Source organism: Sphingobium subterraneum (assembly GCF_014199435.1).
In the GTDB taxonomy this organism is placed as follows: Bacteria; Pseudomonadota; Alphaproteobacteria; order Sphingomonadales; family Sphingomonadaceae; genus Sphingobium; species Sphingobium subterraneum.
In genome coordinates, this window is sequence record NZ_JACIJP010000004.1 from 224378 (window position 1) to 249948 (window position 25571).

Consider the following 25571-nt stretch of genomic DNA (forward strand, 5'->3'; position numbering starts at 1 on the left):
TGCAATATTTTCACTAGATATCGAACGAGAGTGCTTCATAATTACATAAGTTTTTCTCGGATCCTTGTCGTTACGGTCTACGATAAAGTCCGCGTTTCTTTTTAGCTTCGTTATTTACAGCCGCATGCAGCAAGATGTATAGGTGCTAGCACGACCAGCCATCGCGATCAGCGGGGAAAGAGAATACATCTCCGTGATCACATAAAATTGAACACCGTTACTCTTGCAAGACGCCGGATTACTTCACGTGCGCTATGCTGACGGCTCAGAAGGACAAGCGGGAGTGAGTATGCAGCCCGCTGCCAGATCGACGCGAGATAACGGAATGGCGCCACGACAGTGGAGTGTGCCACGGCCCTCTCCTGTGAGACAATTCCGTCCTCGTTGTCACGAGCTGTGTCCACCCAGACTTGCTGTGCGGCAGCTGCTTACGGTTCGATAGGAGCTGCAACCTCAATGATGTGGCGTGCCACCCTGACGGTTACCGGGGTTTTGGCCGCAACCTCACCATCGATCGAGATTTTAAGATGCGGTCGCGTGTCGAGTTCCATCTGTGTACCGCGAAATTCCCGGATCGTGCCATGGCGTGAGCGAAGCTTGAGTACGGTCGCCAGCCAACTCCAGGCCAGTCCCCACAGGCTTCTGCCTGTGACCACCTGAATGACGATCTCGCCGCTGTCGACTGTCTGGCTCTCGATCAGTTCGAATCCACCGTGATGCGTACCATTGGCTATCCGTACCTCGGTGGCCCAAAGCTTGTGCGTCCGCTTGTCTTCATCTTGGACGATCGCTTTGAATGGCCGAAATCGGATGGCGCACCACAATCCCCAGATCAGATAGCCGACCACGCCCAGATAGCGCTTGAGCTTGTGTGGTACCGTCTGTGCAATCATGGGCGAAAGCCCGATCGCTGCCGCATTGACAAAATAGTCCGCGTCAATCTGACCAAGATCCACCCATTTCCGCGTGCCATTGGCGATTACATCGATCGCGCCGTCGATATTTTTGGGAATGCCGAGCGTGCCGGCAAAACTGTTGGCGGTCCCGAGCGGAACGAAGGCAAATATCGTGTCCTTCCCCACGAAGAAATCGACATTGGAGGACAGGGACCCATCTCCACCCCCGACGATAACCATGGGTGCCTTGGCGATCGCGTCACGAATGGCCGGTTCCATTTCGCTTGGATCGGTAATGGCATGGGCTTCAATGAGGTCGATCCCGGCGGCAATAAGCTTGTCACGCACTTCATCGAACGCGTCGGCTCCGTTGCGGCTCATCGCGTTCACGATCAGCACGGCTTGCCGTGGCAGAGTTCGGTCAGCAACCTTCGGTTTGTCCAATATGCTCATCCTGTCATGCCGGACATCTCGCTGATGGGGTGCGATGACCAGTTGGTTCCGTCATGCGTGAACCGCTCATGGCTGCGCCGCCGGAATGCGCTGCCGTCCCAGGCTATCACCTGCAACTCGACTTGGTCATAACGGTATGCGTGAATCCAGTTGAAACTCTGTAGCTGATCGTTGCGCAATCTCGTTGAGGTCGCTGTTCCTGCCTGCATGACCAGAACCGAGCCTGCCTTTTCCACCATTTTGTGGGCAGCTTCCGCGAAGGTCTGATGGAAATGACCCGCCAAAGCCAGGTGCACACCGGCTTCACAGACTGCTTTTGCAACATCGCGATGTCGACGGACCGCCTCGGTTAACGTGCCTCCGTCGCCGATGGGCATGGCGTAAAGCGGATGGTGCGTCACAAGGATGCGGGTTTTTTGGGACGGCACAGCTGCGAAACGCTCCTGCAACATGGCGATCTGCTCGTGATTAATGCTCCCGTCTTTTATCGTGAGCGATCGTGCCGTATTGATACCCAGAACAGCCACCTCATCATTTTCGAACCATGGACAGAGATCGTCATCGATATAGCGCTTGTATCGCCTCAGCGGTGCAGCAAAACGACTGACTATATCATAAAGCGGGACATCGTGATTGCCGGGGATCACGAGGATTGGCAGGCCGGCGTCACGCAATCGCTGAAGATAAGCGGACGCCTGACGAAACTGCCCGACCCTTGCCCGCTGCGTCAAATCTCCGCTGATTATAATGAGGTCAGGCCGATGGCTCTCTAACCAAGCTTCTGTGCCCGCGACAATGGAAGGATCATGTGCGCCGAAGTGGATGTCCGAAAGATGCGCGATACGTGCCACCCGTTATGAACTCGGAATATCGCCATTGGTTCAACTCTGGCGTCCAACTCTTTCATCGCGACGATAGGTGTCCGAAGCTGGGCCTCGAGACGATGGGGCATGGGACCACACAGCGTTCAGGCCCAGATGGAAGTCCAATGTGCTGAAAAAAAGGCGACGTTCGCGCTGTATAACGGAACGCCTGAAACTTGCCGTCTGTTCATGGAAGCCAGTCGCGCCAAATCCGGATTGTTGCGGGCCGCTTCTGGAGCAGCCGTTTTAACCAAACAGTGGCAAAATATTGTCGGGCTCTTCAACTCTTTGGTTGGTTGGAACGATAAATTGAACGTCTGGCGATTGGCGTTGCATGCTAGCGAACTTCTGGGTCGGAAACGGACATCATACTGCAGATCTTTGGACATTCTGGCGGCAGCATCCACGAATATCAGCGGCGGGTAGGCAATTTCGGCCTGATGTTCGTGATTTTGCCATCTGTCATGATGTCATGTTCGGTTTGTACCTATCCTTCAAAACCCATTCTCAGTGCTTCGCCACCGCCCTTGGGTAGCACGGTCAGGCGGCCTGCACGCGTCCCACAAATTGCGCGACATGGGCCTTGAGGTCGCTTGCCCCCGCCAGCAAGGACTGCGCCATCCGATTGATGTCCTGTGATTGCGATGCGGCGGCGATCACATCCCGGCTGATGCCGTCGATATTGGTGTAAATTTCTGTCCCCGCCTGAACGACCTGCACGACATTGTCTGCGGCGCTCCGCGTAACCACGCTTTGCGATTCGACGGTGGCGTTGACGGACTGGGAAACCGTGTCGAGGCTGCTGATCAGCTGTTCGATACTGAGGTGACCGGCAACGACATCGGCGACGGCGGTGTCGATATCGCGCACATAATGGGCGACCTGCTGGGCCGCGTCACTCGTCTGGTTCGCCAGCGCCTTGACTTCCTGCGCCACCACAGCGAAGCCCCGCCCGGCATCACCTGCACGAGCGGCCTCGATGCTGGCGTTAAGGGCCAGAAGATTGACCCGGCGCGCCAGCGACTGGATGAGGTCGAGGACGCTCTCGATAGACCGGGCGGATGCGACCAGACTGTCTGCCTTGGCAGTGCCTGCGCGAACCTGCTTAACGGCACCCTCCGCAGCTGTGCGTGCGGAATTGGTCTCGGCATGCAGCCGATCAAGGGCGAGGGCCAGTCCGCGGCTTTCATCCGCCATCTGGCTCATGCTGGCCTGCACCTGCAAGGCTGCACCGGCCACAGACTGGGCGCGCGCGCCGTTTTCGCTCGACCGTGCGGTCGTGTCTGATGTCGCCTCGTGAATACGCGCCGCGACGTCGGCCAACAGCGCCGCAAGTCCGGTGGTGTCGTCATGAAAACGGTCCACTGCCTGCGTCATGCGGTCGATGCGTTCCGCTTCCCGTGCTGCGGCGATCTTCAGCAGCGTTTCGTTGTCCAGCACGCTCTCCAGTACACCGTTGCGGGTCAGGATCATGCCTTCCTTTCCGTCGGCGGAAGCATAGGCATCGAGCATGAACCCAATATCGGCATCGACGTCTACCATCGGGCAGTCCCGAATATAGGCGTCGACGCAGGAGCCCAAGCCGGGATTACGCAGTAGGGAATGTCCAAAAGGGCTGAACAGGATGCGCCGGAAATCCTTTTCGAAGATTGCGCCCACCGGCCGGTGCGCACTATCGACGACCGGCAAGAGGCGCATCTCCGGATGGACTTCGTACAGCTCCATCACACGGGACAGGCGGTCGCTTCTCGTGATGAAAACCGGTTGTCGATTGGCAGGTTTGGGATGGTTCACCGGGGACCCATTATATGTTGCTGTTCGGCCCCTGCTCATAATCATGAGTGGTAAACTCCGCCTTACCGGCGCTGTCATGCTCTTGTCATGATTGAACATTTTCGATGGCGATCCACCGGGACAGTTCCTGCCGATCCGCGCTACGGTGCCGGGCCATTGAACGGCTTTTCCCTGCGGCCACGTCCCTGTTTGGGCGCATTTCAGGACATGTGGTACACAGGTACGTTCAGAAGCAGGTGTCCCGCATGAATCAGGAAATCGAACTCAAACTCGATATCGCCGCTGAAGACGCCAGCAGGCTGCTCGCGGCGAAGCTGTTCCCTGGCCGCCGGACATCCGTGCATCAGGATTCCCTCTATTTCGATACGCCCGATGGTCTGCTGCAGAAAGGCGGCCTGTCCCTGCGCATTCGCACTGTCAAAAAGCGTAAGGTTCAGACCGTGAAGTTGGCGAAGGCCGGTGTGGTCCTGCGGGGCGAATGGGAATTGCCCGTGCTGGACGATGTTCCGGTTCTCGACGGCGCGTCGCCGCTGAAAGATTTTCTCGGCGAGCGCGGCGATGACCTCCGGCCCCTATTTCGCGTCGAAAACCTGCGGTCGCTCTGGACCGTGCGCACTGCCGACGCCGCGGTGGAAATTGCGTTGGACCGCTCCACCCTCCGGGCCGGAGACCGGCAGGCGCAGCGGTGCGAGATCGAACTCGAACTGCAGGGCGGCAGTCCTGCGGTGCTGTTCGCATGGGCGCGCGACATCAACACGGTCGTGCCCGCACGGATCGGTGTGCTCTGCAAAGCCGATGTGGGCTATCGTCTCGTGCAGCACATCGCAGGGGCCAGCAAGGCCGAACCATTGCCTCTCGACGCGACGCTGTCAGCCGGCGAGGCGTTCCGGCATATCGTGCACAGCTGTCTGCGCCAATATCGTCTCAACGAGGATATCCTGCTCACGGACAGCGATCGTTCGGCCGTACATCAGGCGCGCGTCGCCTTGCGGAGGCTGCGGTCCGCGCTCAGGCTCTTCCGCCCGATGGTCAAGGGCCGGCGGCACGATCGGTTCGCCCATGACCTTCAGTGGTTGACACGCATTCTCGGGCGAGCGCGGGACATCGACGTGCTGCTGTCGGAAGAGCTGCCGACCGACATTCAAGTGCTGCTGCACGAAGCACGGCGGAAAGCCTACGCCGATGTCCGCGCCGCGCTGGAATCGCCCAGGGTCCGCCTGCTGATGATCGAACTGACCGAGTGGACCGAGACCGGCCGATGGCGGAGCAAGGCTAAATGCCGGGATTTGCGGGACACGCCAGTGGCAACATTTGCGCGCGAGCGACTCGACGCGCTGTTTCACAATTTAGGGCATGATGGTCATCATCTGGACGATATGGATGAGGAGGAACGCCACACGCTGCGCAAAAAGGCGAAGCGGCTGCGCTATTCCACCGAATTCTTCGCGAGTCTGTATGACGCGGGAAAGACCCGCAAGCAGTGCGTGCGTTTCCTCGCTGCGCTGGAGGAGCTGCAGGACCGGTTGGGCGCATTGACAGACAGAAGCATGCGCCAAGCCTTGTTTGACGAACTCGGCCTCGGCACCGTGGCTATGCCCGATGACGGGAAATCGGCGCAGGCCCATGCGCATATGCTGGCGTCGGCGCAGGACGCGCTCGATCAACTCGTCGATTGCAAGAAATTTTGGCGAGACCTGTAGCACCATCTGTCACGTCGTCGTCACACCTTCCCCCTATGCGCTCAGGAATGAGAAGGCGGAAGGAAATGCCGTGGCACACAGCGCTAAACGCACGATCAAGAACGCCGTCGTCCACCATGACGGCGCAAGCCGCCAAGGCTTGCTGGAGCGGGCGTTCGCCTTCGCCTTCCGGGGACTGGTCTACGCCCAGATCTGGGAAGACCCGGTCGTGGACATGGAAGCGCTCGCAATTACGTCCGATTGCCATGTCGTAACGATCGCGAGCGGGGGGTGCAATGTCCTTAGCTACCTCACCGCCAATCCCCGGTGGATCACCGCTGTCGATCTCAACACGTCGCATGTCGCACTCAACAAGCTTAAGCGCGTCGCTGTTCGCCGCCTGCCCGATTACGCGGCGTTCCGGCGGTTTTTCGTCGATGCTGATACCCCGGAAAATGTCGAGGCGTATGACATGCACATCGCTCCCTATCTCGATGCGACATCGCGTCGCTATTGGGAAGGGCGCGATCTGGTCGGCCGACGACGGATCGGCATGTTCAGGACGGGCGCTTATAAAAAGGGCCTGCTGGGCTCCTTCATTGGCGCAGCGCATCTCTGCGCGAGGCTCTACGGAATTGATCCCTCGGCCATCCTGGCGGCGCGAACGCGGGAGGAACAGCGGGCGCTGTTCGATGCGAAACTGGCGCCCCTGTTCGATCGAAAATTTATCCGGTGGCTGACGGATCAGCCGGCTTCGCTGTTTGGTCTGGGGATCCCGCCCGCGCAGTATACGGCTCTGGCGGACGGGGGCAGCATGGCCGATGTCTTGCGCGCTCGGCTGGAGAAGCTGGCCTGTGACCACGACCTTGGGCAGAATTATTTCGCATGGCAGGCATTCGGACGCGGTTACGCAAAGAATGTGGACGCACCGTTGCCACCCTATCTTCAGGAACGGAATTACCGGCAGGTCGTCGAACGGGCCAACCGGGTATCGGTGGTCCATGCCAACATGACGCATTGGCTGAGCGCACAGGATGATGGAACGCTTGACCGTTACGTTCTGCTCGACGCGCAAGACTGGATGACGGATGCACAGCTCGATGCGCTGTGGCGACAGATTACGCGCACGGCGCGTTCCGGAGCACGCGTGCTGTTCCGGACAGCGGCCGGGCCCTCGCTCCTGCCGGGGCGCTTGTCCCCCGAACTGTTGGACAGGTGGGATTATCATGCGAAATCGTCGGCGGATTATACCCGTCGAGACCGGTCGTCGATCTATGGTGGCGTCCATCTCTATACATTGAAGGCCTGATCCCGTGCTGCAGGCTTCGGAAGCCCATGCCCTGCGCATGGACGCCATCTATGGCGCGCAGCGGCATATCTACGACGCGACCCGCAAATATTATCTGCTCGGCCGCGACAGGCTGCTTGGCACTCTTCGCCCAGGGCACGGACAGGCGGTGCTTGAGATCGGTTGCGGCACCGGACGCAATCTGGCCGCCGCGGGCAAGGCCTATCCGACTGCTCGTCTTCACGGACTGGATATTTCGGCAGCGATGCTGACGTCGGCGTCAGCCAAGTTGGCACGGGCCGGGCTCGCGAACCGGTGCCGTCTGGCCAGAGCCGACGCCGTCGGCTTTCATCCTAAAACATTATTTGGCATTTCCCACTTCGACCGCATTTTTCTGTCCTATACGCTCTCGATGATCCCCGACTGGCAGGCAGCGGTCGCTGCCGGTCTTGACGCGCTCGCTCCGGGCGGCGAGCTTCACATCGTTGATTTCGGCGATCAGGCGGATCTCCCCGACTGGTTTGGGAAAATGCTGGTCACCTGGTTGCGCAAGTTCGAGGTCACGCCCCGCACAGACCTGCTCTACCATTGCGAGACGCTGGCGCGCGATCGCGGCATGCTCTGCACAAGCAAGCGATTGTTTGGCGGCTATGCGTGGAGCGTGGTCATCCGGGCCTGACCGTCCAAGCGCTACAAGCTAAGCATCAACGCCGCCACCGGCAATATGAGGATCAGGTGAAGCCTATCATCAGCGCGGGCTGCGCCGCCGTTGATGCCGGAGCCCAGACCCTGATCGTCTCGCGCGCCGCGGGAGGCGCAGCGATACTGCTCGTTCCGGCCAAAGCTCCAGCATGAGAGCAAGTGCGTCGGCCGACAGGCGAACCGCCCGTTGGATCATGCATGCCCTGTCCCGCTGACGCGCATGGCCCACTACGCCACAGTTAGGTCGGAAACGCAAATTGCGCTCAGCATATCGTGTCAGGGCTTTGCTTTGATGGTTGCGCGCACAAGATGTAGTCCTTCATCGTATGGAGCTACAAGGAAGGGAAAAAACAATGAGCGAATTGATCATATGGACCTACGACTGGGTGCCTAAGGGTCCACGCGGCTTCGTGCGCGACCTACGGCTGAGATGGGCCTGTGAGGAAGCCGGCCTTGCCTACAGCGTGCGTTCGGTCCCTTTCGACGGACGTGAAACCAATCACCTGTCGCGCCAGCCGTTTGGCCAGGTGCCGTATCTTGATGATGGCGAACTGAAGATATTTGAGAGCGGTGCGGGTCTGCTCCATCTGGCCCGCAAAAGCGAAAAGCTGATGCCGAGCGATCCCGTCGGCGAAGCGGAAACGGTTCAATGGATGATAGCCGCTCTGAACTCGGTTGAGATGGTCACGGTCCCTTGGTGGTTCCTCGGATTATCGGGCACGAACGACAATGGTCTTGAAGGCTGGGCAGAAAGCCGCCTCAATCATCTCGAGGCAGTCCTAAGGGATAGGGAGTGGCTGGCAGCCGATCGCTTCACGGCTGCTGATCTTCTAATGGCAGATATCCTTCGCATCCCGAAGGTTCGCTCGTACGGTGATCGACCCGCAACCGAGACCTATCTGGCCCGCGTAATGGACCGCCCGTCGTTCAAGAAAGCCTACGCAGATCAACTGGCGCACTTTGCAGCGGCCGATGAAAGCAGATCGCCTGATGGCTGACCTTAGAGAAAAGTCCTTAGGCTCATGATCATTAACACATGTCCAGGAACATCAACATCGCGGTCATCACGTCTGCCAGGCATTATTTCCGACAGCTGCCATCAGCTGCCATTCGTTCATGGGAGGGGCAGCGCTACGAACGGACTGCGATATCAGGTGTGCTGAGATAAGGTCACAGAGAATTTCCGGGCGTGGTTGACCGATACCCACAGAAGGGCGCGACTTTGCGAGCTAGCAATAGACAAGGAGACTCTGGACCAGATATCCTAAAAGCAAAGCACAGCTCTCTAGCATAGCACCTTAATGTAGCCTCAAGGTCAAAAGCTTTTTGTATCTGCAGGTGTCGACGGTGGGCCGTTCGCGGCTTTGTTGCGTTGGAGCGGGGTGCAACCTTCTTCCTACAGCCCCGACCCATATATTTTGCTGTTGACGGGAGCAGGTCTGCTGATCGCTCTTGTCGCCTGGCTGCCGCTTGCCCTGAAGCGGCTGCCCCTGTCCCTGCCCATCGTCTGCATGGGGCTGGGTGCCGCGATTTTCTCGCTGCCTGTCGTCACGCTCCGTCCTCTGCCACTCGATTTCCCGCAAATCACAGAACGTTTTACCGAGTTCGTCGTGATTATCGCGTTGATGGGCGCTGGCTTAAAGCTGGATCGCCCTTTCAGTTGGCGGAAGTGGGGCGTTACCTGGCGGCTTCTGGCTGTCACGATGCCGCTCGGGATCGTTGCGATTACTCTGTTGGGCACCGGCCTGTTGGGGCTGTCCTGGGTGGCGGCGCTCTTGCTCGCGGCAAGCTTAGCGCCGACCGATCCGGTACTGGCGGCCGACATCCAGGTCGGACCTCCCAAAACCGGCGAGGAGGACGAGGTTCGCTTCGGGCTCACATCCGAGGCAGGCCTGAACGACGGCTTTGCCTTCCCGTTCGTGCATCTTGCGATCGCTCTCGGCTTGGCGGCTACCACCGGTGAGCCATGGGCCAGGCAGTGGCTGCTTCACAATGTCGTGTGGGAGATCGGGGCGGGCGTGATCGGCGGCTGGCTTATTGGCCGACTGTTTGGTTGGTTGACGTTCCATGTCCCTGCCGACACGAAGCTTTCCAAAACGGGAGACGGTCTCATTGCGATCTCTGCCACCTTCTTGTCCTATGGCGTGACCGAACTGATCCAGGCCTACGGTTTCCTTGCTGTTTTCGTTACCGCATTGACATTACGTCGATCGCATCGCGATCATGAATTCAACCGACAAATGCACGACATCACGGAACAGGTCGAACGCCTGGCAATGATGGTCCTGCTGCTGCTGTTCGGTGGGGCACTGGTCAGCGGTTTATTGGGACCGCTGGAAGCTATGGACGTGGTAGGAGCAGCGATCATCCTGCTTATCATCCGGCCACTGAGCGGAATGATTGCTCTGGCCGGGTTCAAGGCCGACCTGTCGGAGAAGATGACGCTAGCCTTTTTCGGTATCCGGGGTGTGGGCTCGTTCTACTATCTCGCTTATGGCCTCAACCATATGCAAACGCCCGTAGGCGAGCGCCTATGGGCAATCGTCGGTCTTGTGGCACTGCTCTCCATCCTGCTTCACGGCCTCACCGTGACGCCGGTCATGCGGCAGCTCGACAGGCTCCAGGGTCGAGATCCAGACGCCGAAGATGCGACGGCGTCCCCCGGTCCACAGGAACCAGCCTCGCACATGCGCTGAACGCGTTCTCGCACCCCCGCGCGGATCGCGGCGTTCGTTCAATTGCTGCCCTTCATTGCGGTTGATACGTAGTCTGGCAGCTGCCGTACATAAGTCAAATAGTCCAATAATGTTATCTTGATGAAGCTGCGGCAATGCGGGCTTGGCCTGAGAAGCGATTGATAATCCGTCCTGACGGATACTGCCATCCTGGTATCATTCTCGAACATCTCTCGACCCGATCTAACCTATAAACGCGGTGGGCCGGAGTGGCGTTGTGCCACTCCGACGTCGCTAAGCCAGCTGTATCAGAGGGCGACAACCCCGCCGTCGTTCTTCGTGATGACGACCGTTGCCGAGCGTGGGCGGCCGCTGGCGGTACCCGATTGGCTCGCAGGCCAGTTACTGGTGATCGTGGAAGACGTGCCGTTCTCGCCGGGATGCTGGATATTGACAAAGATCGTACGGCCATCGGGCGTTGTATCGACACCGGTGATCTCGCATTCCTTCGGGCCGACGAGGAAACGACGCAGATTGGTGCCCGGTGCCGCACCAACGCGGGTGGCCTGCGTGGCGGTCGCACCGGATTGATCCTGATTGGTGATAGTCCGTGTCCCGCCGTCGCCCACGGTGCCCGGTATCGCGGCCAGCATCATGCAGTTGGTGACATCGGTATAGGCACCGTCGTCGGTCTGGATCCACAGTACCGGCTTGACCAAGCCGCTGGCATTAGTCGAGCGGCCGAACCACAACCCATCGGGGCTGGAGAAGTCGTTCGTCGCATCCAGTGCGGAGATGTTGACGTTGGTGGGGTTGAGGTCCGCACCCGCGCCGAAGGCATAGATGTCCCATGCGAATGCCAATGCTTCCGATGTGTCGCCTGTCTCGCGCAGACGGATGATATGGCCATTGGGATTGCCAAACTGGTTCGAGGATCCCTTGGGATCGTTATAGTGTCGCGGGTTGGCGGCATCGGTTGCGTTGAGCGGCCGGGACGCGGCGTTGGTGTTGGTGAGCGTCAGATAGACTTCGCCGGTTACCGGGTTGATGGCGGTCCATTCGGGCCGGTCCATCTTGGTCGCGCCCACCACGTCGGCGGCGATACGGGCGTTGACGAGCACGTCCGCCTGATCCGCGAAAGGATAGGTCGTGTTGCTGCTGGTCAGCGCGCCCTGCCCGAACACGAGCGGGAGCCATTGGCCGCTGCCGTCTGCATTGAACTTTGCGACATAGAGCGTGCCGGTATCCAGATATTTGTCCCCCACCGCGAGCCGGTCCGTGCGGCTGGCATCAGCTGCGTCCCACGCCGCGGCGGAGATGAACTTGTAAAGATATTCGTTCCGCGAATCGTCGCCCATGTAGAAGGCGGGCTTGACACCAGCGACAAAGCGTGAGGGCCAGCATCCTTCGTGCCCCATGCGGCCCAGCGCTGTGCGCTTACGCGGTGTGGACGCGGGATCATAGGGGTCAATCTCGACCACCCAACCGAACTGGTTGGGCTCGTTGCGAAAATCGCCGGTGCCGTCCGCGGCCTTGGTGGCGTCGACGCTGGCGTTCCAGCGCGAGAAAAGCGTGGAGGCGGTCGAGGGCACTACTGTCGCCCAGCCGTAATTGCCGCTGCTGCTCGTCACGCCATAGCGGGTGAGAGAGGTGATTGATTTGGGGTTGATGCCCCCGGCGGCCAAGCGGGCCGGGTTGTCGGTTCCGGTTGGCCGCCGGAAATAGCCCGCCCAGTTTTCTTCGCAGGTGAGGTAGGTGCCCCAGAAGGTGTGGCCGACCGCACAGTTGTTGATCGTCCCGCGACCCTGCGTGCCGTCCGTAGAAAAGGCCGTCTTCATCAGCGCGCTGCCCCGGGCCGGTCCGTTGATCGCCACAGCCGTGTTGGGCGTGATGCGGCGGTTAAGGCTGGAGTTCTGCGCATAGCTCCATGCTCCGCCTGCTGCCTGCGTGACTTCCACGATGCTGACGCCATGGGCCTCGATCTCCTTGATCGCTTCGGCCTCCGGGCGAACGCCGCCGGTGCTGGTCGGGCCATTGGGGTGGAGATAGACTTGCGTGATATTCTCGTGGTTCATGACGAGAACGCCGCGCGTGTTGCTGGCGTCGTCACGCGTGGTGCCGGTGGCGGCCAAGCCAAAGAAGTACATGCCGTCATGATGATCGCCTGCGCGCTTGGCGAAGTCCGTGTCGCTACCATCATTGGCGTAAGCGGCCGTACCGGCCGCAATCGGATCACCCAAGCGATAAAGCACGCTGACGGTGTAACCCGTCGGTACGGTGACGACGTCGTTGAGGTTTTTGGGCACGGCGGTGAAACCGAGGGTCGCCGGGCTGACCGTCACGGTCGTTTCGGCGGACGTCGCCTTGCCCTTGTCGTCGGTTGCCGTGAAGCGGAATTTCAGGTCCGTCGCAGCGCTGACGCTGGGGGCGAGGAAGGTCGCGCTGTTGGTGGTGGCACCGGTCAGTGTGACCGTAGGGCCGGAAAGCTGGGTCCAGCTGACGTTTGAAACCGCCTTGTCGTCGGTTGCGGTACCCGCCAGCGTCACTACCCGGCCAGAGTTGGCGGTGCCGTTCTGTCCGGCGTTGACCACGGGTGCCGCATTGTCATCCCCGCAGGCCGACAGCATCGTCGTGCCGAACAGCGCGAGGGCGGTGGCGGACAGGCCGCCCATCAGCGTCTGGCGACGGGAATAGCGCTCGTCCACGATATGGGAGAGCATCGGATTGGCCGAGTGGTTGGTGTCGATGTCGCCGTCGCTGTAGCCAAATTCAACCGGAGTGGTCATGGGAGAATCCTCTGTTGGAAAACAGATGTTGGGCTAGCTGGGGAATGCGTCACTTTCGTTCCAGAGGCTTTGCGATTCCATGACAATGCACAGCTAATCAGGTCAGCAAGCCTTTCGACCATGCGATCGCGGAAATGCCCCGCTTGCCTCCAGTCCGGTCAAGCTGCACAACGATGTCGATCACGCTCGCCGCATAGTCCAGCGTTTCAGCACGGCTGAGGCCGATACCTGTCTGCATCGCCATCAGCGCAAGTTGCTCCAACGCGCCGCGCGGACTGTTCGCATGAAGGGTGGAAAAGGAGCCGGGATGGCCTGTGTTGATCGCGCGAAGGAACGCGATCGTCTCCAGCCCGCGCAGCTCCCCCAGCACGATGCGGTCGGGGCGAAGGCGCAGCGCTGCCTGTAACAAATCGTTGGCGGAGACCTTCGCCTCACCCAATTCACCCTTCACCGCGATCAGGCCGACGCCATTCTCGCCAGGCAGCTTAAGCTCGGCCGTATCCTCCACCAGCACGACGCGTTCACCAGCCGGAATTTCGCGCAGCATCGCGTTAAGAAAGGTGGTCTTGCCCGTCGATGTGCCACCGGAAATGAGGATCGTTTTTCGCCGCGCGATCGCGTCGCGCAAAAAAGCGATAGGTTGTGCGTGCATATCGGGCATCGGCGCCTCGGACCGTGTCACGATCGGCCCCGCATCGTATGCGTCGAGCGGCAGGTCGAGCAGCCGGTGGCGGCGAATGGCAAGAGCCCAGTGCGCACGGGTGGCAGGGGGACCAACAAGCTGGATGCGCCCGCCCCCTACGCCGTCCGCATCGGGCAGGGTCGCAGCAAGCAGTGGATGCTCACGGTTGATGCCTTGATGGCTAGTGCGCGCCACCTGTTCGGCAAGGCGCTGGAGCAGAACGTCATCCACTTGCGGCATGGCGATGCGCTGCATGCCGGGGTGCAGCGCATCCTCGATCCATAACTCACCAGGGCGGTTGATGAGGATTTCCGTTACGCTTTCTCGTTCCAGCCACGGTCGGAAGGGCGCGAGATAGGCGTCGAGATAGACGCTGCGTGGCGAAGGTATGGAGGCTGGCCCGCCAAGCGTGAGGACCGCACCGCTCATTCCGTCGCAACTTTGGAAAAATCAAGATCGCGGGCGGTGAACACCCGAACCGGTTCGCCCTGACGCACCCTGACGGTCGGACCGATCTGCCCGGTCTGTCCGATCGCTGCCGCCGCGGCGGACTGCCCGCCACCGCCGACCACAACGCTGGGCACCCCACCAGCGATCGTCGACAGGCCGCTGATCACGGACAGCAGCATGGCCGATCCGAAGCGCTCGAAGAAATGGCTGTTGACCTTACCGGCCAGTCCCGTCTCGCCGGAAAAGCCGGTGGCGGGCGACGCAATGTTCACGGACACCCCGTCCGGCCGGATCAAGCGGGTCCAGACGACATAAGCGCGCTTCTGTCCGCCCTGCAGGCCGCTCTTATACTGGCCGATCAGGCGGGACGAGCGCGGCACCAGCACACGGCTTCCATCGAAACTGCGCACATCGGCGCTGACGACCGCGCGCGCATAGCCGGGGACGTCGGTGTCGATGGCAGTCTCCAGCACGGCGGGGATGAGCGTGCCCTGCGCCACGGTTGTCTTGGGATCGATATTGGCCGCTGCGGTGGCCTTGCCTCCGCCCACGCCGCCGATGCGGCTTGCGAACTCATCGTTGGGCGTCCCCCCTGCCGGGTTCCCGCCTGCGGGGGAGGCGAGAGCGGGTGCCGCCGCCTCCGGCATGGCGCTCGCGTCGAACACGATCGTCGGATTAGCATAGGAGTTCGCCGCTGGTGCGGGGACGGGCGCTTGCGACAATACCGGCTGCGGGGGAGGAGCGGCCGGTGCTGGGGCCGGGACGGCGTTCGGCATCGGCTGTGGCGCGGGCGGTGTGACGGGGGCCGGAACCTGCGCGCCCTGCGGCGAGGGGGATGCGTCCCCCTCGCCGGTGCGCACACTGTTCATTGTCCAAAGCGTCACCGCGCCAAGCATCGCGACGAATGCAACGCCCGCCGCCAGCCCGATCCCCTCCCGGCCGCGCCTCTGCTGGCTGACGCTTGGCAGGACCCGACGCGTCGCCAGGTCGATAACATCCGCGCTTTCGCGGGGATCACTATCGGCGTCCCGATCCGGACGGAGGGCGAGATTTTCCTGCATACGCATACGTCATTTCTCCTGGGGTCGTGTGGCGGCGGCGAGCGCCTTAGCGGCCGTATCCGCAGCGACCGGCGCTGGGCGCGGCGCGGTGTTTTCCAGCGTGGCACTGTCGCGTCCCGCGCGCAGGATCAGGACGCCCGGCACGCCCTCGATCACAATCATGTCTCCATGCACGGCATAATTGATCGGCCCCTCCGCACCGCGATCGTCGCGCACGAGGATGGCGGGGACGGGCGCACCTGCGCGCCAGCTCACATAGGTTGCCTGCCCGTCGTCATAGATGCGCGCGGGGAGCAATGCCTGCTTGCCCTTTGCCTTCCACGCGAAGTTGAGGTTCGCAGGATCCACCACCGGCTGACCTATGACGGCCTGCTCGGCGGGGGTGAGTGGAGCCAGTGGCGGCGTCTGCGGCTTCGGGGCATCCGGGTAGGTGAAGCGCAGCGCATAGAGCGGACTGGCGCCGGGCAGCGCCACCAGATCGAAAAAATAGCTATGCCGGTCCGTAACTACCGTCATGTTGGTGCGCGCCCGGGTCGCCAGCGGCTTGACAAACAATAGGTTGGCCCGCTTGTTGGGCGTGATTTGCCATGCTGTGGAGTCGCCTACCGCGACGTTCTCGATATGCTCGTCCTCAGCGAACAGGATGGACGCCTGCACCCCGGCTTTCCCCTCGATCCGCACGACCTGGTCGGGGATATAGAGGCGGCTTACAACGCGCGCGTCTGCCGCGTGAGCGGACGGGGCGGCGAAGGCAAAGCTCGCGGCGAGCAGCGCGGCGCGCAGGGTCATCTCATCATCTCCCGGGAACGATAGGGCTGGGCTGCAAAGCGGCTGCCGATGCCGCGCGCACGGCGGGCGGGGGTGGAAGGCAGCGTTGCGGAAATGGGAGGCGTCGCGGCGATGACTGTGCGGGTGCTCCGAGTCGAAATCACGCCGGACTCGGGTCCACCAGTCGGCATGACGGCAGGCGCGGCGATCAGCGTACGGCGTGACAAGGACGGGGATGCCATCGGCTGCGGACCCGACAGAGCGGCGGGGGCGGAGCGGTCATGCCCTGACGTCCCCTCTCGCCCTTGCTCACCGATGGCGGGCGCGAGGCCGAAGACCTGCCATGCCGCGACCATCGATCCGGCGACCTTCATCACCATGCCCATCAGCGCCATGTGTACCGAGGCAATCAGGAACAGCGCCATGGCGGCGCGTGCGTCGATCCCGGTGTCGCCTGCCAGATTGCCGATCACCGGCACCATCAGTTCGAGCGAAATGCCGCCTCCCACCACGACGAACAGGGGTACCATCGCTGTCATCACCGCGCCGCGCAACCAGCCGACGAACAGGCCCCGCGTGCCGTCGAACAGCGCCAGCACCACGAACACCGGCCCAACCGCCAGCAGCACGGCAAGCGCGATCCGCGCCGTCACCAGCAGGCCGACCGTGCCGAGCAGCAGCAGGACCGCCGCCAGCCAGATGAGGTTGTCCGGGCTGAACGTGCCCTGCGCCGCGACGCGGGCGGTGACGACTGCGGCGCTCGCGTCGGCGACGACCGGGGCATTGTTACGCGCCTGATCGCTGGCCTGCTCGATCGCGGCGAAAATGATGTCGAGCTTGTCGGCGAACATCTGCGTCGCCGGTCCGCTTACGCCGGTCATGGCTCCAGCCAACTGGTCGGGAGCGCCGGTCGCGAGGTTCCACACGACCCCCTGATAGGCCGCCCAGCTTGTTGCAAAGGTCAGCACCAGACCCAGCGTCAGCATCCGCGGCGTCAGCGCCGAAATGCCGATCCGGCTGCGCCCGGTCAGCAGTGAAAGGGCGAAGAACACGATGTAGAGCGTCAGCAGGATGGTCAGTGCTGGTCCCATCGCGCCGGCTGCCCCGAACAGGCGTCCAAATGCACTCGCCGCCGCTTCGTTAGCGAGGCAATCGACGGCGCGCAGCGCGGGCGCAGCCCCCGCCGATGCGTTAGCCGTCAGAGTATCGCATGTGCTCATTCTGCGGCCTCAGTCCAGATGGGTGTATCGCCATCACCCGGCCATGGCGTTCCGGTGAGTTCCGGGAACCAACGGGACGGGGCATCGCCCAGCGTCTCGCGCAGCAGGTCAAGCCGCCGTACAATGCTCTCTCGGCCCGACAGCACGGTCAGCACTTCGGGCATGCCCGACAGGTCGAGCCGGACGACCACCGATGCGTCGCTTTGCCGCACCAGAAAGCAGCGGCTGTGCGCGGGCAGCGTGCGAATGAGATCCAGCTCGTGCAACGTCAGGCCGAAGCCGTCGCAATAATCCTCCTCGCGAGCGCGGGCATTGGGCATGAACAGCATCGTGGCGGTCTGTTCGACCAGCGCCGTGGCAATGCGGCTGTCGAGAGCATCGCGCGCGCTCTGCGTCGCAAACCCGACCAGCGCGTTGCGCTTGCGCAGCGTCTTGAGCCAATCACGGATGCGCGCGGCGAACACCTCGTCGTCCAGCGCCTTCCAGCCTTCGTCGATCAGGATCATCGCGGGCGTGCCGTCCAGCCGCTCTTCGATGCGATGAAACAGGTACATCATCACCGGCGTGCGCAGGCGTGGGCTTTCGAGCAGCGCGGTCATGTCGAACCCGATGACGCGGGCGGAGAGGTCCAGCCGATCCTGGGCATTGTCGAACAGCCAGCCATGTTCCCCATCACGGATCCAGGCCGATAAGCGGCTTGCCAGATCGCCAGATTGCGGACGGCGGCTGCCGGCCAGCAGCTCGCGGAAATGGGTGAGGCGACGCAGTGCGGGGTCGTTGGCATAGGCGGCGTCAACGGCGGCGGCGAGGGTAGCTTCCTCCTCCGGCCCTCTGGCGTCGAGCAGCACGCCGAGCCAGTCGCGCAGGAAGGCACGGTTGGTAGCGGTATCGGGCAGGTCGAGCGGGTTGAACCCGGTGGGCAAACCCGCCGCAATGCGCGAATAGCTTCCACCGATACCGCGGACGAACACTTCCGATCCGCGGTCCTTGTCGAACAGGATCGTGCGCGGCGCGAATTTCTGCGCCTGCGCGGCAAGGAAGTTCATCACCACCGTTTTGCCTGACCCGGAAGGACCGATGACGGAAAAATTGCCTAGATCCGCCTGGTGGAAGTTAAAGAAGAACGGCGTGGCACTGGTGGTCTGGAGGAGCGTCACCGCCTCGCCCCAGTGGTTGCCGCGCGCTTGCCCCATCGAGAAGCCGTGCAGCGATCCGAAACATGCCATGTTGGCGCTGGAAATCAGCGCGCGGCGCACAAGATAATCTTCGTTGCCCGGGAACTGCGCCCAGAAGCCGGGTTCGAGATTCACGTCCTCTCGCACGGCAACAACGCCCGCGTCGGCCAGCGCGGCGGCGCATTGCGCTGCGACATCGTCCAGCTCGGCGAGCCACGCGCTGCGCACGAGTACAGACAGATGATGATCGCCAAAGCCGACCGCACCGCTGCCCAGCGCGTCGCGGGCCGCGCTCATCTCCCGTCGCTCCGCTACGGCTTCCTCATCCGCCGAGCGCAGTCGCCGCAGGGCCAGATCGATGCGCTCACGCGCAACCTGCCGGTCCGAAGGCGCATAGCTCTCCGTCAGCACCATCTCGCACGGCAGGCGCAACAGCGCGTCAGTGAGACCCGGCGCGGTGCTGTCGGGATAATCCTTGAGCGAGACGAGTGCGGCAAAGCTCCGGTCGTCCTGCCCGCCTGCACCCGCCAGTTCCATGGCATCAAGGCCAAAGCTCACCCGGCGATAGGGAAGCATCAGACCGATGTCGGTGCCGTCGGCGGGACGGCGCACGGGGCGCATCTCGCCGTTGTAGAGCGCGGACAACAACTCTAATATCTCTGAGCAGGTGCCGGTCGCGCCTGCATAATCGCCGAGCATGCGCGCTCCATACGAACCCAGCGACGCGGCGAGCGCTCCCGCCGCGGCCCGCAACGCGCGCACATCGCCGGGTTCCGCCTCAACCGCCGCGCGCCCACGCTTCGCCATGCGTGCAAAGCGTTCGCCCCAGCCGGCCTTGCCACGCGCCGGGCGGCGTATCAGCGTCACAAACTGGTCGTTGACGTAGAGAGTCCCGCCCGCGAGCCGGTCCTTCCAGCGCGCATCGATATGCGCGGCCAGCGGATCGTCGAACACGGCATCCAGCTCGACATGCACCCGGCGGCGGATGACATGATGGTAGAGGACGAAACGCGCATCGAGGCTGGCACGTAAAAGCAGTTCGCGAGCCGCGGTGCGCGCATTCAACTCGTCTGCATCTGCCGTTTCAAAGGCGAAGCCCGGCACGTGGAGCGCCAGCATGACCGATCCATCGCGCAGCAGGACAACATTCTCGTCCACCAGTGCCGCATACGGCAGGCGATCGCCCGCCAGCGCTTCCTTTTTCGCCCATGGCAGCGCCCTGTTGTTTCCGGTCATGTCCTGTTCCCAGTCGTTAGGGTGCGTAGCTGTTGCAGTGCCAGCGCCGCCAGTTGCGAATACGCGGGCAGCGGCTGACTTTTGCGATCCACAGGTCGAAGACCCGCGGCTCGCGCAGGCAGGCGAGATAGCCCGCCCCATGCACGCCGAGCGCGACCGGCAAGGCCCAGAAGTTCTTGGTGATAAGGAACGCCTCGGTCGTCACCGCTGCATTGATGATGAAGAAGCTGTAGGTCACGCCCGCGAACATCTGCGGCCGCGTCAGCGCGCGATGCACGGGGTGGCTGACCAGATCCATTGCCTACACCGCCGACTGAATTCCGGACACGATCGCGCCCGCGCCAAACAGGATGAAGCAGCCAATAATGACCGTCGCGCCAAAGCGCCAGTTGAGCCGCCCCGTCAGCATCATGAAGCCCACCGCCGCCACGGCCATTACTGCCACCGCCGTGGCGACATTGCCCAGCAGTGTTCCCTGCAACCAGGCGAGCGCGGCGACGATCGGGCCGGAGCCCTGCGGGTCTACTGCTGCCTGCGCGAAGGCGGGAAGCGGCACGGCCATGCCCAGGGCCGCAGCCAGCCAAGCAAGCTCTTTCAATCGCATGTCTTCATCTCCGTACAGGGTCGGCTAGCCGCGAGAGGATCGCGGCGACATAATCTCGGGTCTCGCGGATGGCGGGGATGCCCCCGGCGCGGCGCACGCGTTCCGGCCCGGCATTATAGGCGGCGAGCGCTTTCTCTACGTCGCCGTCAAAGCTGTCGAGCTGCAGCCGCAGATAGCGCGCGCCACCCTCCAGGTTGGCCGAGGGATCCGAGGCGCTCACGCCCATCTGCCGGGCGGTGCCGGGCATCAACTGTGCAAGCCCTTGCGCGCCGACAGGGGACACGGCATCCTCGCGCCACCGGCTTTCCTGCCATACGACGGCTTCCAGTAGTGCCGGGCTAATGTCGTATTTCGCGGCGAGCTGTCCTACTCGCGCACGCCAGCGATCCGGCCCTGCGTCCGCGGTAGCTTGGGTTATAGGCGTTACGTCCGGTTCAGACCGGGGCGCAGCGGTCGTCGGACGATCGGATACGCGCGTCATCCCTGATATACTGATCTCGAACACGTCGGCATGTGCCGGCATGCTCGAAACGGCCGCCAAGAGGGCGGCCGTCACGCTACTAACTAGAGAATTAAGATTCGTTCTGCGCCGCATGCATTGGCGATGCGTAACTTCGGTTACATGCGTGTGACATCAGACTTCGTTTGCGTCAGGTGGTGTCTGAAACGGAGCCGACGATGGCCGAAAATCCGTGCTCTGCAACGCTATCTCAAGCACAAAATAATGCTCTGTCCCGCTGTTCCGTACCAACCGTGCAGCGCCTCAGATCACGGAGTATAAGCCGCGCTGAACAGGAACATCCCCCAGCCAACTGCCACAATAGGAAGCTTAGACCAGATGCAGATTCCCGTACTCTCCGAGTAAAAAACTTCAGTGCGATCAGCGTGACGGCCATCGCTCAATTACTGCCGTTCATTGCCTCAGATGGGTTCGTCGATACCTGTCGTACGTTCATGAGATGATTCCGGCTTCCCGTGGTCTTGCGAGGAGCCGGAACCAAGATCAAATTTCGGTTCGTTCTGACAAAGTCAGGGCATCGTCGACGTCCACACCGAGTTACCGGACGGTGTTCTCGATGTTCGTATGGCCCAACAAGATTTGGACGGCGCGAAGATTGCCGGTAGCCTTGTAGATGAGCGACGCCTTCGTTCTTCGCATCGCATGAGTTCCATACTCTCGTTTGTCGATGCCGATCGTGGAGACCATTCATCGACAGGACGCGCATACTGCCGTGTGCTCAAGTGACCGAGATAATCGATTCTGCTTGGGAACACGAAGTCTCGGATTGTTCCACCGCGCCGATCAAGCCAAGCTTTCAGGCTCTTGCGCGCCTCGGACATTATTTCGAATTGTACCGGACGGCCAGTCTTTTGCTCGATTACAGTCGCGCGATCACGAAATGAACCTGCGCTCATCAAGTCGCCTATCCTGATTTTGACCAGATCACAGCCACGCAATTTGCTATCGATAGCTAGGTCAAATAATGCGCGGTCACCCAGCCGCCTATGTTCATTAAAATAAAATCGGATTGCCCAGATATCGGGTGGATCAATCGCCGTTTTTGGATAGAAGCATTAACAACTTGCGATGCCCGCCGATGTAACGCCTGGAATGAGCTCAGAAATCGCGACTAGCGTTGGAGGCTATTTATTCCATTCCGCCAAGCTGTCGCCTGTATCTGCATCCTCCAGAACCACTTGCGTAAATTCTACTGCAGCAGCGCAAACCGGCGGCCCTGAGTGCGTAGTCACAACGCAGTGTATTGGCTGGCCGTCGCCATAAGCGCGAATTCGGCCTATCAACTTCAGGTGGAAGCCCTTGGCACCAACAGTTTCGGTTTCCGGGACCTTGCCAGTGTAGGAATAGGGTCTTGATCCGCGCCTGAGAGTCCGGGGCGCATCGGGGGAAAAATACTGGACGAGCGCAAATGTGTGCATTGGCGAAATATCGGGCGCCGCGACCGGCGTTGCTTCTCCAACGGGAGAAGCTGGCGCAGTCTCGGATGATAGGGACGCTGGGCAATTCTCGGAACGCGTCCAGGGACGATCAATCCAGAACCCTTCGGCGGCATCATAAATGACACCCGCAGCGAGGGTCTTGATCGTTGGATCATCGCCCAAAACCTGCGGGCGCGCATTGATCCGCAATACTCTGGTCTTGGGATCGATGCTCCATTCTCCCCAATCCGCGAGCATGCCTTCACCGCAGCCAAATGGAAGTCGCAACTCGAACGTCCTGTCGACAAGCTCGCGATTTGCCTTGGGCAGCGCATTGCCTGCAGCGACTTCGTCAGCGGCCACTGCAGCAGCCGCCAACAGTTCGGCACGCCCGACTGGTTCTATTGCAGCAACTGGCAGAGGCTGTGGCGCTTGAGTATTAGGCGTTTCTACTGTGGCGCTGTTATTGGATGTCGGCTCGGTCCCACCCTGACAACCAGCCGTCGACAACGCAATCAATGCGATTGACAGCACCATGATGCCGCTTTGATGCAGCTTCCCTTTATCTCCAGAAATATCTTTCATTTTCAAAACCTAGCATCGATTGTCCGCAGCGTCATCTACCGGTAAGCAGGGCGACTGATGACGTTGGAACAGATTATAACCTTGGCGGTCCTAGTCGGCGTCGTCGCGGCGCTCATTGCCGACAAGATGCGTGCAGACGTTGTGGCGCTAACGGGTGCGGCCATTCTGCTGGTAACCGGGGCGGTGCGACCCAGCGAAGTCCAGGGCGCGTTTGCCAGTCCGGCAATCCTCACGCTCGCATCGCTCTTCGTCATAGCCCATGCGCTGGAATTGTCAGGCCTGCTCGACAAGGCGATCGAAAAGGCGGTCGTGCTCTGCCGACGCACCGGCGCGGCAGGCTTGTGGGGTCTGATCTCACTGTCAGGCGTAGGCTCGGCGTTCCTGAACAACACGCCGATCGTCGTCGTCGCGGCCCCTGTCATCCGCGATGTGGCGAAATCGATCGGTCTGGATCCACGCCGTTTCCTGATGCCACTGTCCTACGTGGCCGTACTGGGTGGATGCTGCACCCTGATCGGCACCTCGACAAACCTCCTGGTCGATGACATGGCCCGTTCTTCGGGACAGGCACCGTTCGGCATTTTTGAGGTTACCCCAGTGGGCCTCGCGATGGCTCTCGCTGGCGGCCTCTACCTCATGCTGTTCACTGGCAGATTGGTGCGCAGTGGTGGCCCATCAGCAGAACCCCAGACTGCCGACGATACTGACCGCCCATCCGCCATCGAACGCCGCGCCGTCAGCCATGTCGACCTCACGGGAGATTCGCTCGAGGACACGCGGGTCTATGCCGCGGTTCACCCCTTCCGTCCGGGCGTGGCGATGGTTTCTGTCGCAGTATTCATAGGTGTAATCGCGTTCGCGGCGCTGGACCTGGTGCCGATCGCCGCCGCTTCCTTTGCCGGAGCAATCCTCCTCATTCTGCTGCGGGTCATTTCTCCGGACGAGGCTTATTCGGGCCTGCGTCCGGAAATCCTTCTGCTGATCGCTGGCATGGTGGTCATCGGCATCGCGATGGAGCAAACCGGCTTGGCTGCCGAGGCAACCGGATGGATGGTGGCCTCGGTCGATGGGGTCGGGCCGCTTGTGGCTCTCATCCTTCTTTACGGCGTCACCCTGCTTCTCACCGAGCTTCTCTCGAACGCCACCGTAGCCGTTCTGCTGACGCCGGTTGCGGTAGCATTGGCAGAGAGTCTCGCGGTCAGTCCCCGACCTTTTCTGGTGACGATCATGATGGCGGCAAGTGCGGCGTTCGCTACGCCGTTCGGGTATCAGACCAACGTGCTGGTCTACCAGATGGGGGGATACCGTTACACCGACTTCGTTCGGGTGGGTTTGCCGCTGAACCTGCTGACATGGGCGGTCGCGGTCATCGCAATCCACAATTTCTTTCCATTTTGACACGGCTCTGCAATCGCGAACCAGTCGGCACCACCGCGCAGACTGGTTGTCTCACCGTCCCGGCTTGCCTAAGCGGACGGCAAGAAGCTCTGGGCACGATATTGGCGACAAAACTATCGGCTGGACCCCGGTGCTTTGTTGCGCCGCTCGGCAGCGGTGATCGCGGCAGTACTGCTTGGGCTTGTCGCGATTGCATTTGCCAAGAGTGGAGAAGCCGCGCCACAGATAGCTGATCGCGCGTTTGCGGCCTCGCCCTGGCTGGCAGCCACCGCAATCCCCCTTCATCTCCGTACTGGTGGTAAGGGTCACGCGGCGGTGGTTTCCGGAAGCGCCAACACAGCGGCCGTTCATGCTCAGCCGTCCACTTTCTGAAAGCCGACCTAGGTTTATTGAGATCTGACCGCCCTTGGTCCGCTTGACATAGTTGATAGGTGCACGTCAGTGCAGTCGTCATTCAAGCGCAGTGCCGCTATGGCAAGGCATGATATAGGTTCTGATCAATGCTACGCCTGCCTGGTGAAGGATGAGAGCTACAAGGTTGCGATTTGTTACAAGATGTCGACGATGGTCATAAACAACAGCTCAATCCGTGTGCCGCGCGATCTGCTCATTTCGCGCAAAGTCGTGAGCGATGCTTTCGACGCGGCCGACGATTGGATCGTCGAGAACACCGCCGCGGATACCGTTGTGATTACCGCAGACATCCTGTTGGCGGACCGCTGTCTGAAGTTGGAGCCACCGTTATCTCTCCAACTGGCAAACCTTTTACGGGCTCCTCGATAGGTAGCGCCGTCGCCATGCGGGCGATCATGTCCGATCTGCGTGCTGGCGGTGATAACGTGGGCGGACCTGCCCCCTTCAGCAAAGCCGATCGCTCGCGCTTTCTCTCGACCCTCGATCAAGCACTAGTGAAGTTACGACGAGGGACGTGATGCCAGCGTGTCTTTCGGTTTCCGCTCACTATCGGCCGCCGCGTATCAGACGGCCAAGGATCGCTCCAATGAGCCCGATTCCGCCTACCACGAGGACAAACCAGACGATGCGGAAGCTGAGCAGGTAATCAAGGCTACCCGTTGCGATGCTTGCCTTCAAAGCCGCGACGACGCCGGCATCGCCACGCAGGGCCGCACGCTGTTCGGCTTCGAGATTCTTCGCCGCGACCGCTTTGGCGGCAGCTTCTGCCCGTCGCTCAGCCTCCTCGGCGGGCACGGCGCAGGCCATATTGATGACGAGTGTGTTCTTTGTCGGTTCGCCTTTCCATGGCCGTGTACTGCCATCTGGACAGCGCAATTTTCCGGCTTCGGACTGTTCGAGTAGC

At 61.3% G+C, this 25571-nt stretch carries 21 protein-coding genes and 2 pseudogenes; 9 read left to right on the plus strand and 14 right to left on the minus strand.

The window, feature by feature from the left end:
• Positions 1–428 precede the first annotated feature (428 nt).
• Positions 429–1340 carry a YegS/Rv2252/BmrU family lipid kinase gene (locus FHS92_RS13105; RefSeq protein ID WP_281377818.1) on the minus strand — a complete coding sequence of 304 codons (912 nt, stop codon included), beginning with the start codon at positions 1338–1340 and terminating at the stop codon, positions 429–431.
• A 5-nt stretch (positions 1341–1345) separates the two neighbouring features.
• A complete protein-coding gene (locus tag FHS92_RS13110) occupies positions 1346–2200 on the minus strand; it encodes a metallophosphoesterase (protein ID WP_184081174.1) in 855 nt (284 codons plus the stop codon).
• Positions 2201–2299: 99 nt separating this feature from the next.
• On the opposite strand from FHS92_RS13110, the gene FHS92_RS13115 reads away from it, so the two are divergent.
• Entirely contained in the window at positions 2300–2638 is a 339-nt protein-coding gene (locus tag FHS92_RS13115) for a hypothetical protein (protein ID WP_184081175.1), read from the plus strand.
• Between the two features lie 114 nt (positions 2639–2752).
• On the opposite strand, the gene FHS92_RS18665 is transcribed toward FHS92_RS13115, so the two are convergent.
• The gene (locus FHS92_RS18665) at positions 2753–4006 is read right to left on the minus strand and encodes a methyl-accepting chemotaxis protein (protein ID WP_221231045.1); all 1254 of its coding nucleotides are present in this window, start codon (positions 4004–4006) and stop codon (positions 2753–2755) included.
• Positions 4007–4251: 245 nt separating this feature from the next.
• Between FHS92_RS18665 and FHS92_RS13125 the strand changes: the two genes are divergently transcribed.
• From FHS92_RS13125 to FHS92_RS13145, 5 genes are all read left to right on the plus strand, one after another.
• Complete coding sequence (locus FHS92_RS13125; RefSeq protein WP_184081177.1) at positions 4252–5706, plus strand: CYTH and CHAD domain-containing protein; 1455 nt, start codon at positions 4252–4254, stop codon at positions 5704–5706.
• Positions 5707–5776: 70 nt separating this feature from the next.
• Positions 5777–6994, plus strand: coding sequence for a BtaA family protein (locus tag FHS92_RS13130; protein ID WP_343056731.1), 1218 nt, complete (start codon positions 5777–5779; stop codon positions 6992–6994).
• Between the two features lie 37 nt (positions 6995–7031).
• Complete coding sequence (locus FHS92_RS13135) at positions 7032–7652, plus strand: class I SAM-dependent methyltransferase (RefSeq protein ID WP_184081280.1); 621 nt, start codon at positions 7032–7034, stop codon at positions 7650–7652.
• A gap of 376 nt (positions 7653–8028) precedes the next feature.
• A complete protein-coding gene (locus FHS92_RS13140; RefSeq protein ID WP_184081179.1) occupies positions 8029–8673 on the plus strand; it encodes a glutathione S-transferase family protein in 645 nt (214 codons plus the stop codon).
• A 384-nt stretch (positions 8674–9057) separates the two neighbouring features.
• Positions 9058–10371 (plus strand): cation:proton antiporter domain-containing protein, encoded by a 1314-nt coding sequence (locus FHS92_RS13145; protein WP_184081180.1) that lies wholly within the window; start codon positions 9058–9060, stop codon positions 10369–10371.
• A gap of 287 nt (positions 10372–10658) precedes the next feature.
• Here FHS92_RS13145 and FHS92_RS13150 read toward each other — a convergent pair whose 3' ends face one another.
• From FHS92_RS13150 to FHS92_RS13195, 11 genes and pseudogenes are all read right to left on the minus strand, one after another.
• Positions 10659–13136, minus strand: coding sequence for a PhoX family protein (locus FHS92_RS13150; RefSeq protein ID WP_184081181.1), 2478 nt, complete (start codon positions 13134–13136; stop codon positions 10659–10661).
• A 97-nt stretch (positions 13137–13233) separates the two neighbouring features.
• Positions 13234–14247, minus strand: coding sequence for a P-type DNA transfer ATPase VirB11 (gene virB11 / locus FHS92_RS13155; protein WP_184081182.1), 1014 nt, complete (start codon positions 14245–14247; stop codon positions 13234–13236).
• The gene (locus tag FHS92_RS13160) at positions 14244–15335 is read right to left on the minus strand and encodes a TrbI/VirB10 family protein (protein ID WP_184081183.1); all 1092 of its coding nucleotides are present in this window, start codon (positions 15333–15335) and stop codon (positions 14244–14246) included. The genes virB11 and FHS92_RS13160 overlap by 4 nt, the downstream gene beginning before the upstream one ends.
• 3 nt (positions 15336–15338) lie before the next feature.
• A complete protein-coding gene (locus tag FHS92_RS13165) occupies positions 15339–16118 on the minus strand; it encodes a TrbG/VirB9 family P-type conjugative transfer protein (protein ID WP_184081184.1) in 780 nt (259 codons plus the stop codon).
• Positions 16115–17317: a TrbL/VirB6 family protein gene (locus tag FHS92_RS13170; protein WP_184081185.1), complete on the minus strand. Its 1203-nt coding sequence runs from the start codon at positions 17315–17317 to the stop codon at positions 16115–16117. The genes FHS92_RS13165 and FHS92_RS13170 overlap by 4 nt, the downstream gene beginning before the upstream one ends.
• Positions 17314–19728: a VirB4 family type IV secretion/conjugal transfer ATPase gene (locus FHS92_RS13175; protein ID WP_184081186.1), complete on the minus strand. Its 2415-nt coding sequence runs from the start codon at positions 19726–19728 to the stop codon at positions 17314–17316. Before FHS92_RS13175 ends, FHS92_RS13170 begins: the two co-directional genes overlap by 4 nt.
• 16 nt (positions 19729–19744) lie before the next feature.
• A complete protein-coding gene (locus FHS92_RS13180) occupies positions 19745–20026 on the minus strand; it encodes a VirB3 family type IV secretion system protein (protein ID WP_184081187.1) in 282 nt (93 codons plus the stop codon).
• Positions 20027–20029: 3 nt separating this feature from the next.
• Positions 20030–20332, minus strand: a complete 303-nt coding sequence (locus FHS92_RS13185) for a TrbC/VirB2 family protein (RefSeq protein ID WP_184081188.1) — start codon at positions 20330–20332, stop codon at positions 20030–20032.
• Between the two features lie 4 nt (positions 20333–20336).
• Positions 20337–20855 carry a lytic transglycosylase domain-containing protein gene (locus FHS92_RS13190; RefSeq protein ID WP_184081189.1) on the minus strand — a complete coding sequence of 173 codons (519 nt, stop codon included), beginning with the start codon at positions 20853–20855 and terminating at the stop codon, positions 20337–20339.
• Between the two features lie 534 nt (positions 20856–21389).
• Positions 21390–21895 (minus strand): annotated as a pseudogene (locus FHS92_RS18390) (tyrosine-type recombinase/integrase); the annotation flags it as partial.
• Between the two features lie 81 nt (positions 21896–21976).
• Entirely contained in the window at positions 21977–22855 is an 879-nt protein-coding gene (locus tag FHS92_RS13195; protein ID WP_221231046.1) for a hypothetical protein, read from the minus strand.
• Positions 22856–22912: 57 nt separating this feature from the next.
• Between FHS92_RS13195 and FHS92_RS13200 the strand changes: the two genes are divergently transcribed.
• The 3 genes and pseudogenes from FHS92_RS13200 (at position 22913) to FHS92_RS13210 (ending at position 25570) form a co-directional block, all read left to right on the plus strand.
• The gene (locus FHS92_RS13200) at positions 22913–24253 is read left to right on the plus strand and encodes an SLC13 family permease (RefSeq protein WP_184081191.1); all 1341 of its coding nucleotides are present in this window, start codon (positions 22913–22915) and stop codon (positions 24251–24253) included.
• Positions 24254–24724: 471 nt separating this feature from the next.
• Positions 24725–25185 (plus strand): annotated as a pseudogene (locus FHS92_RS13205) (YaiI/YqxD family protein).
• Between the two features lie 7 nt (positions 25186–25192).
• On the plus strand, positions 25193–25570 hold the full coding sequence (locus FHS92_RS13210) for a hypothetical protein (protein ID WP_184081192.1): 378 nt from the start codon (positions 25193–25195) through the stop codon (positions 25568–25570).
• Position 25571 lies beyond the last annotated feature (1 nt).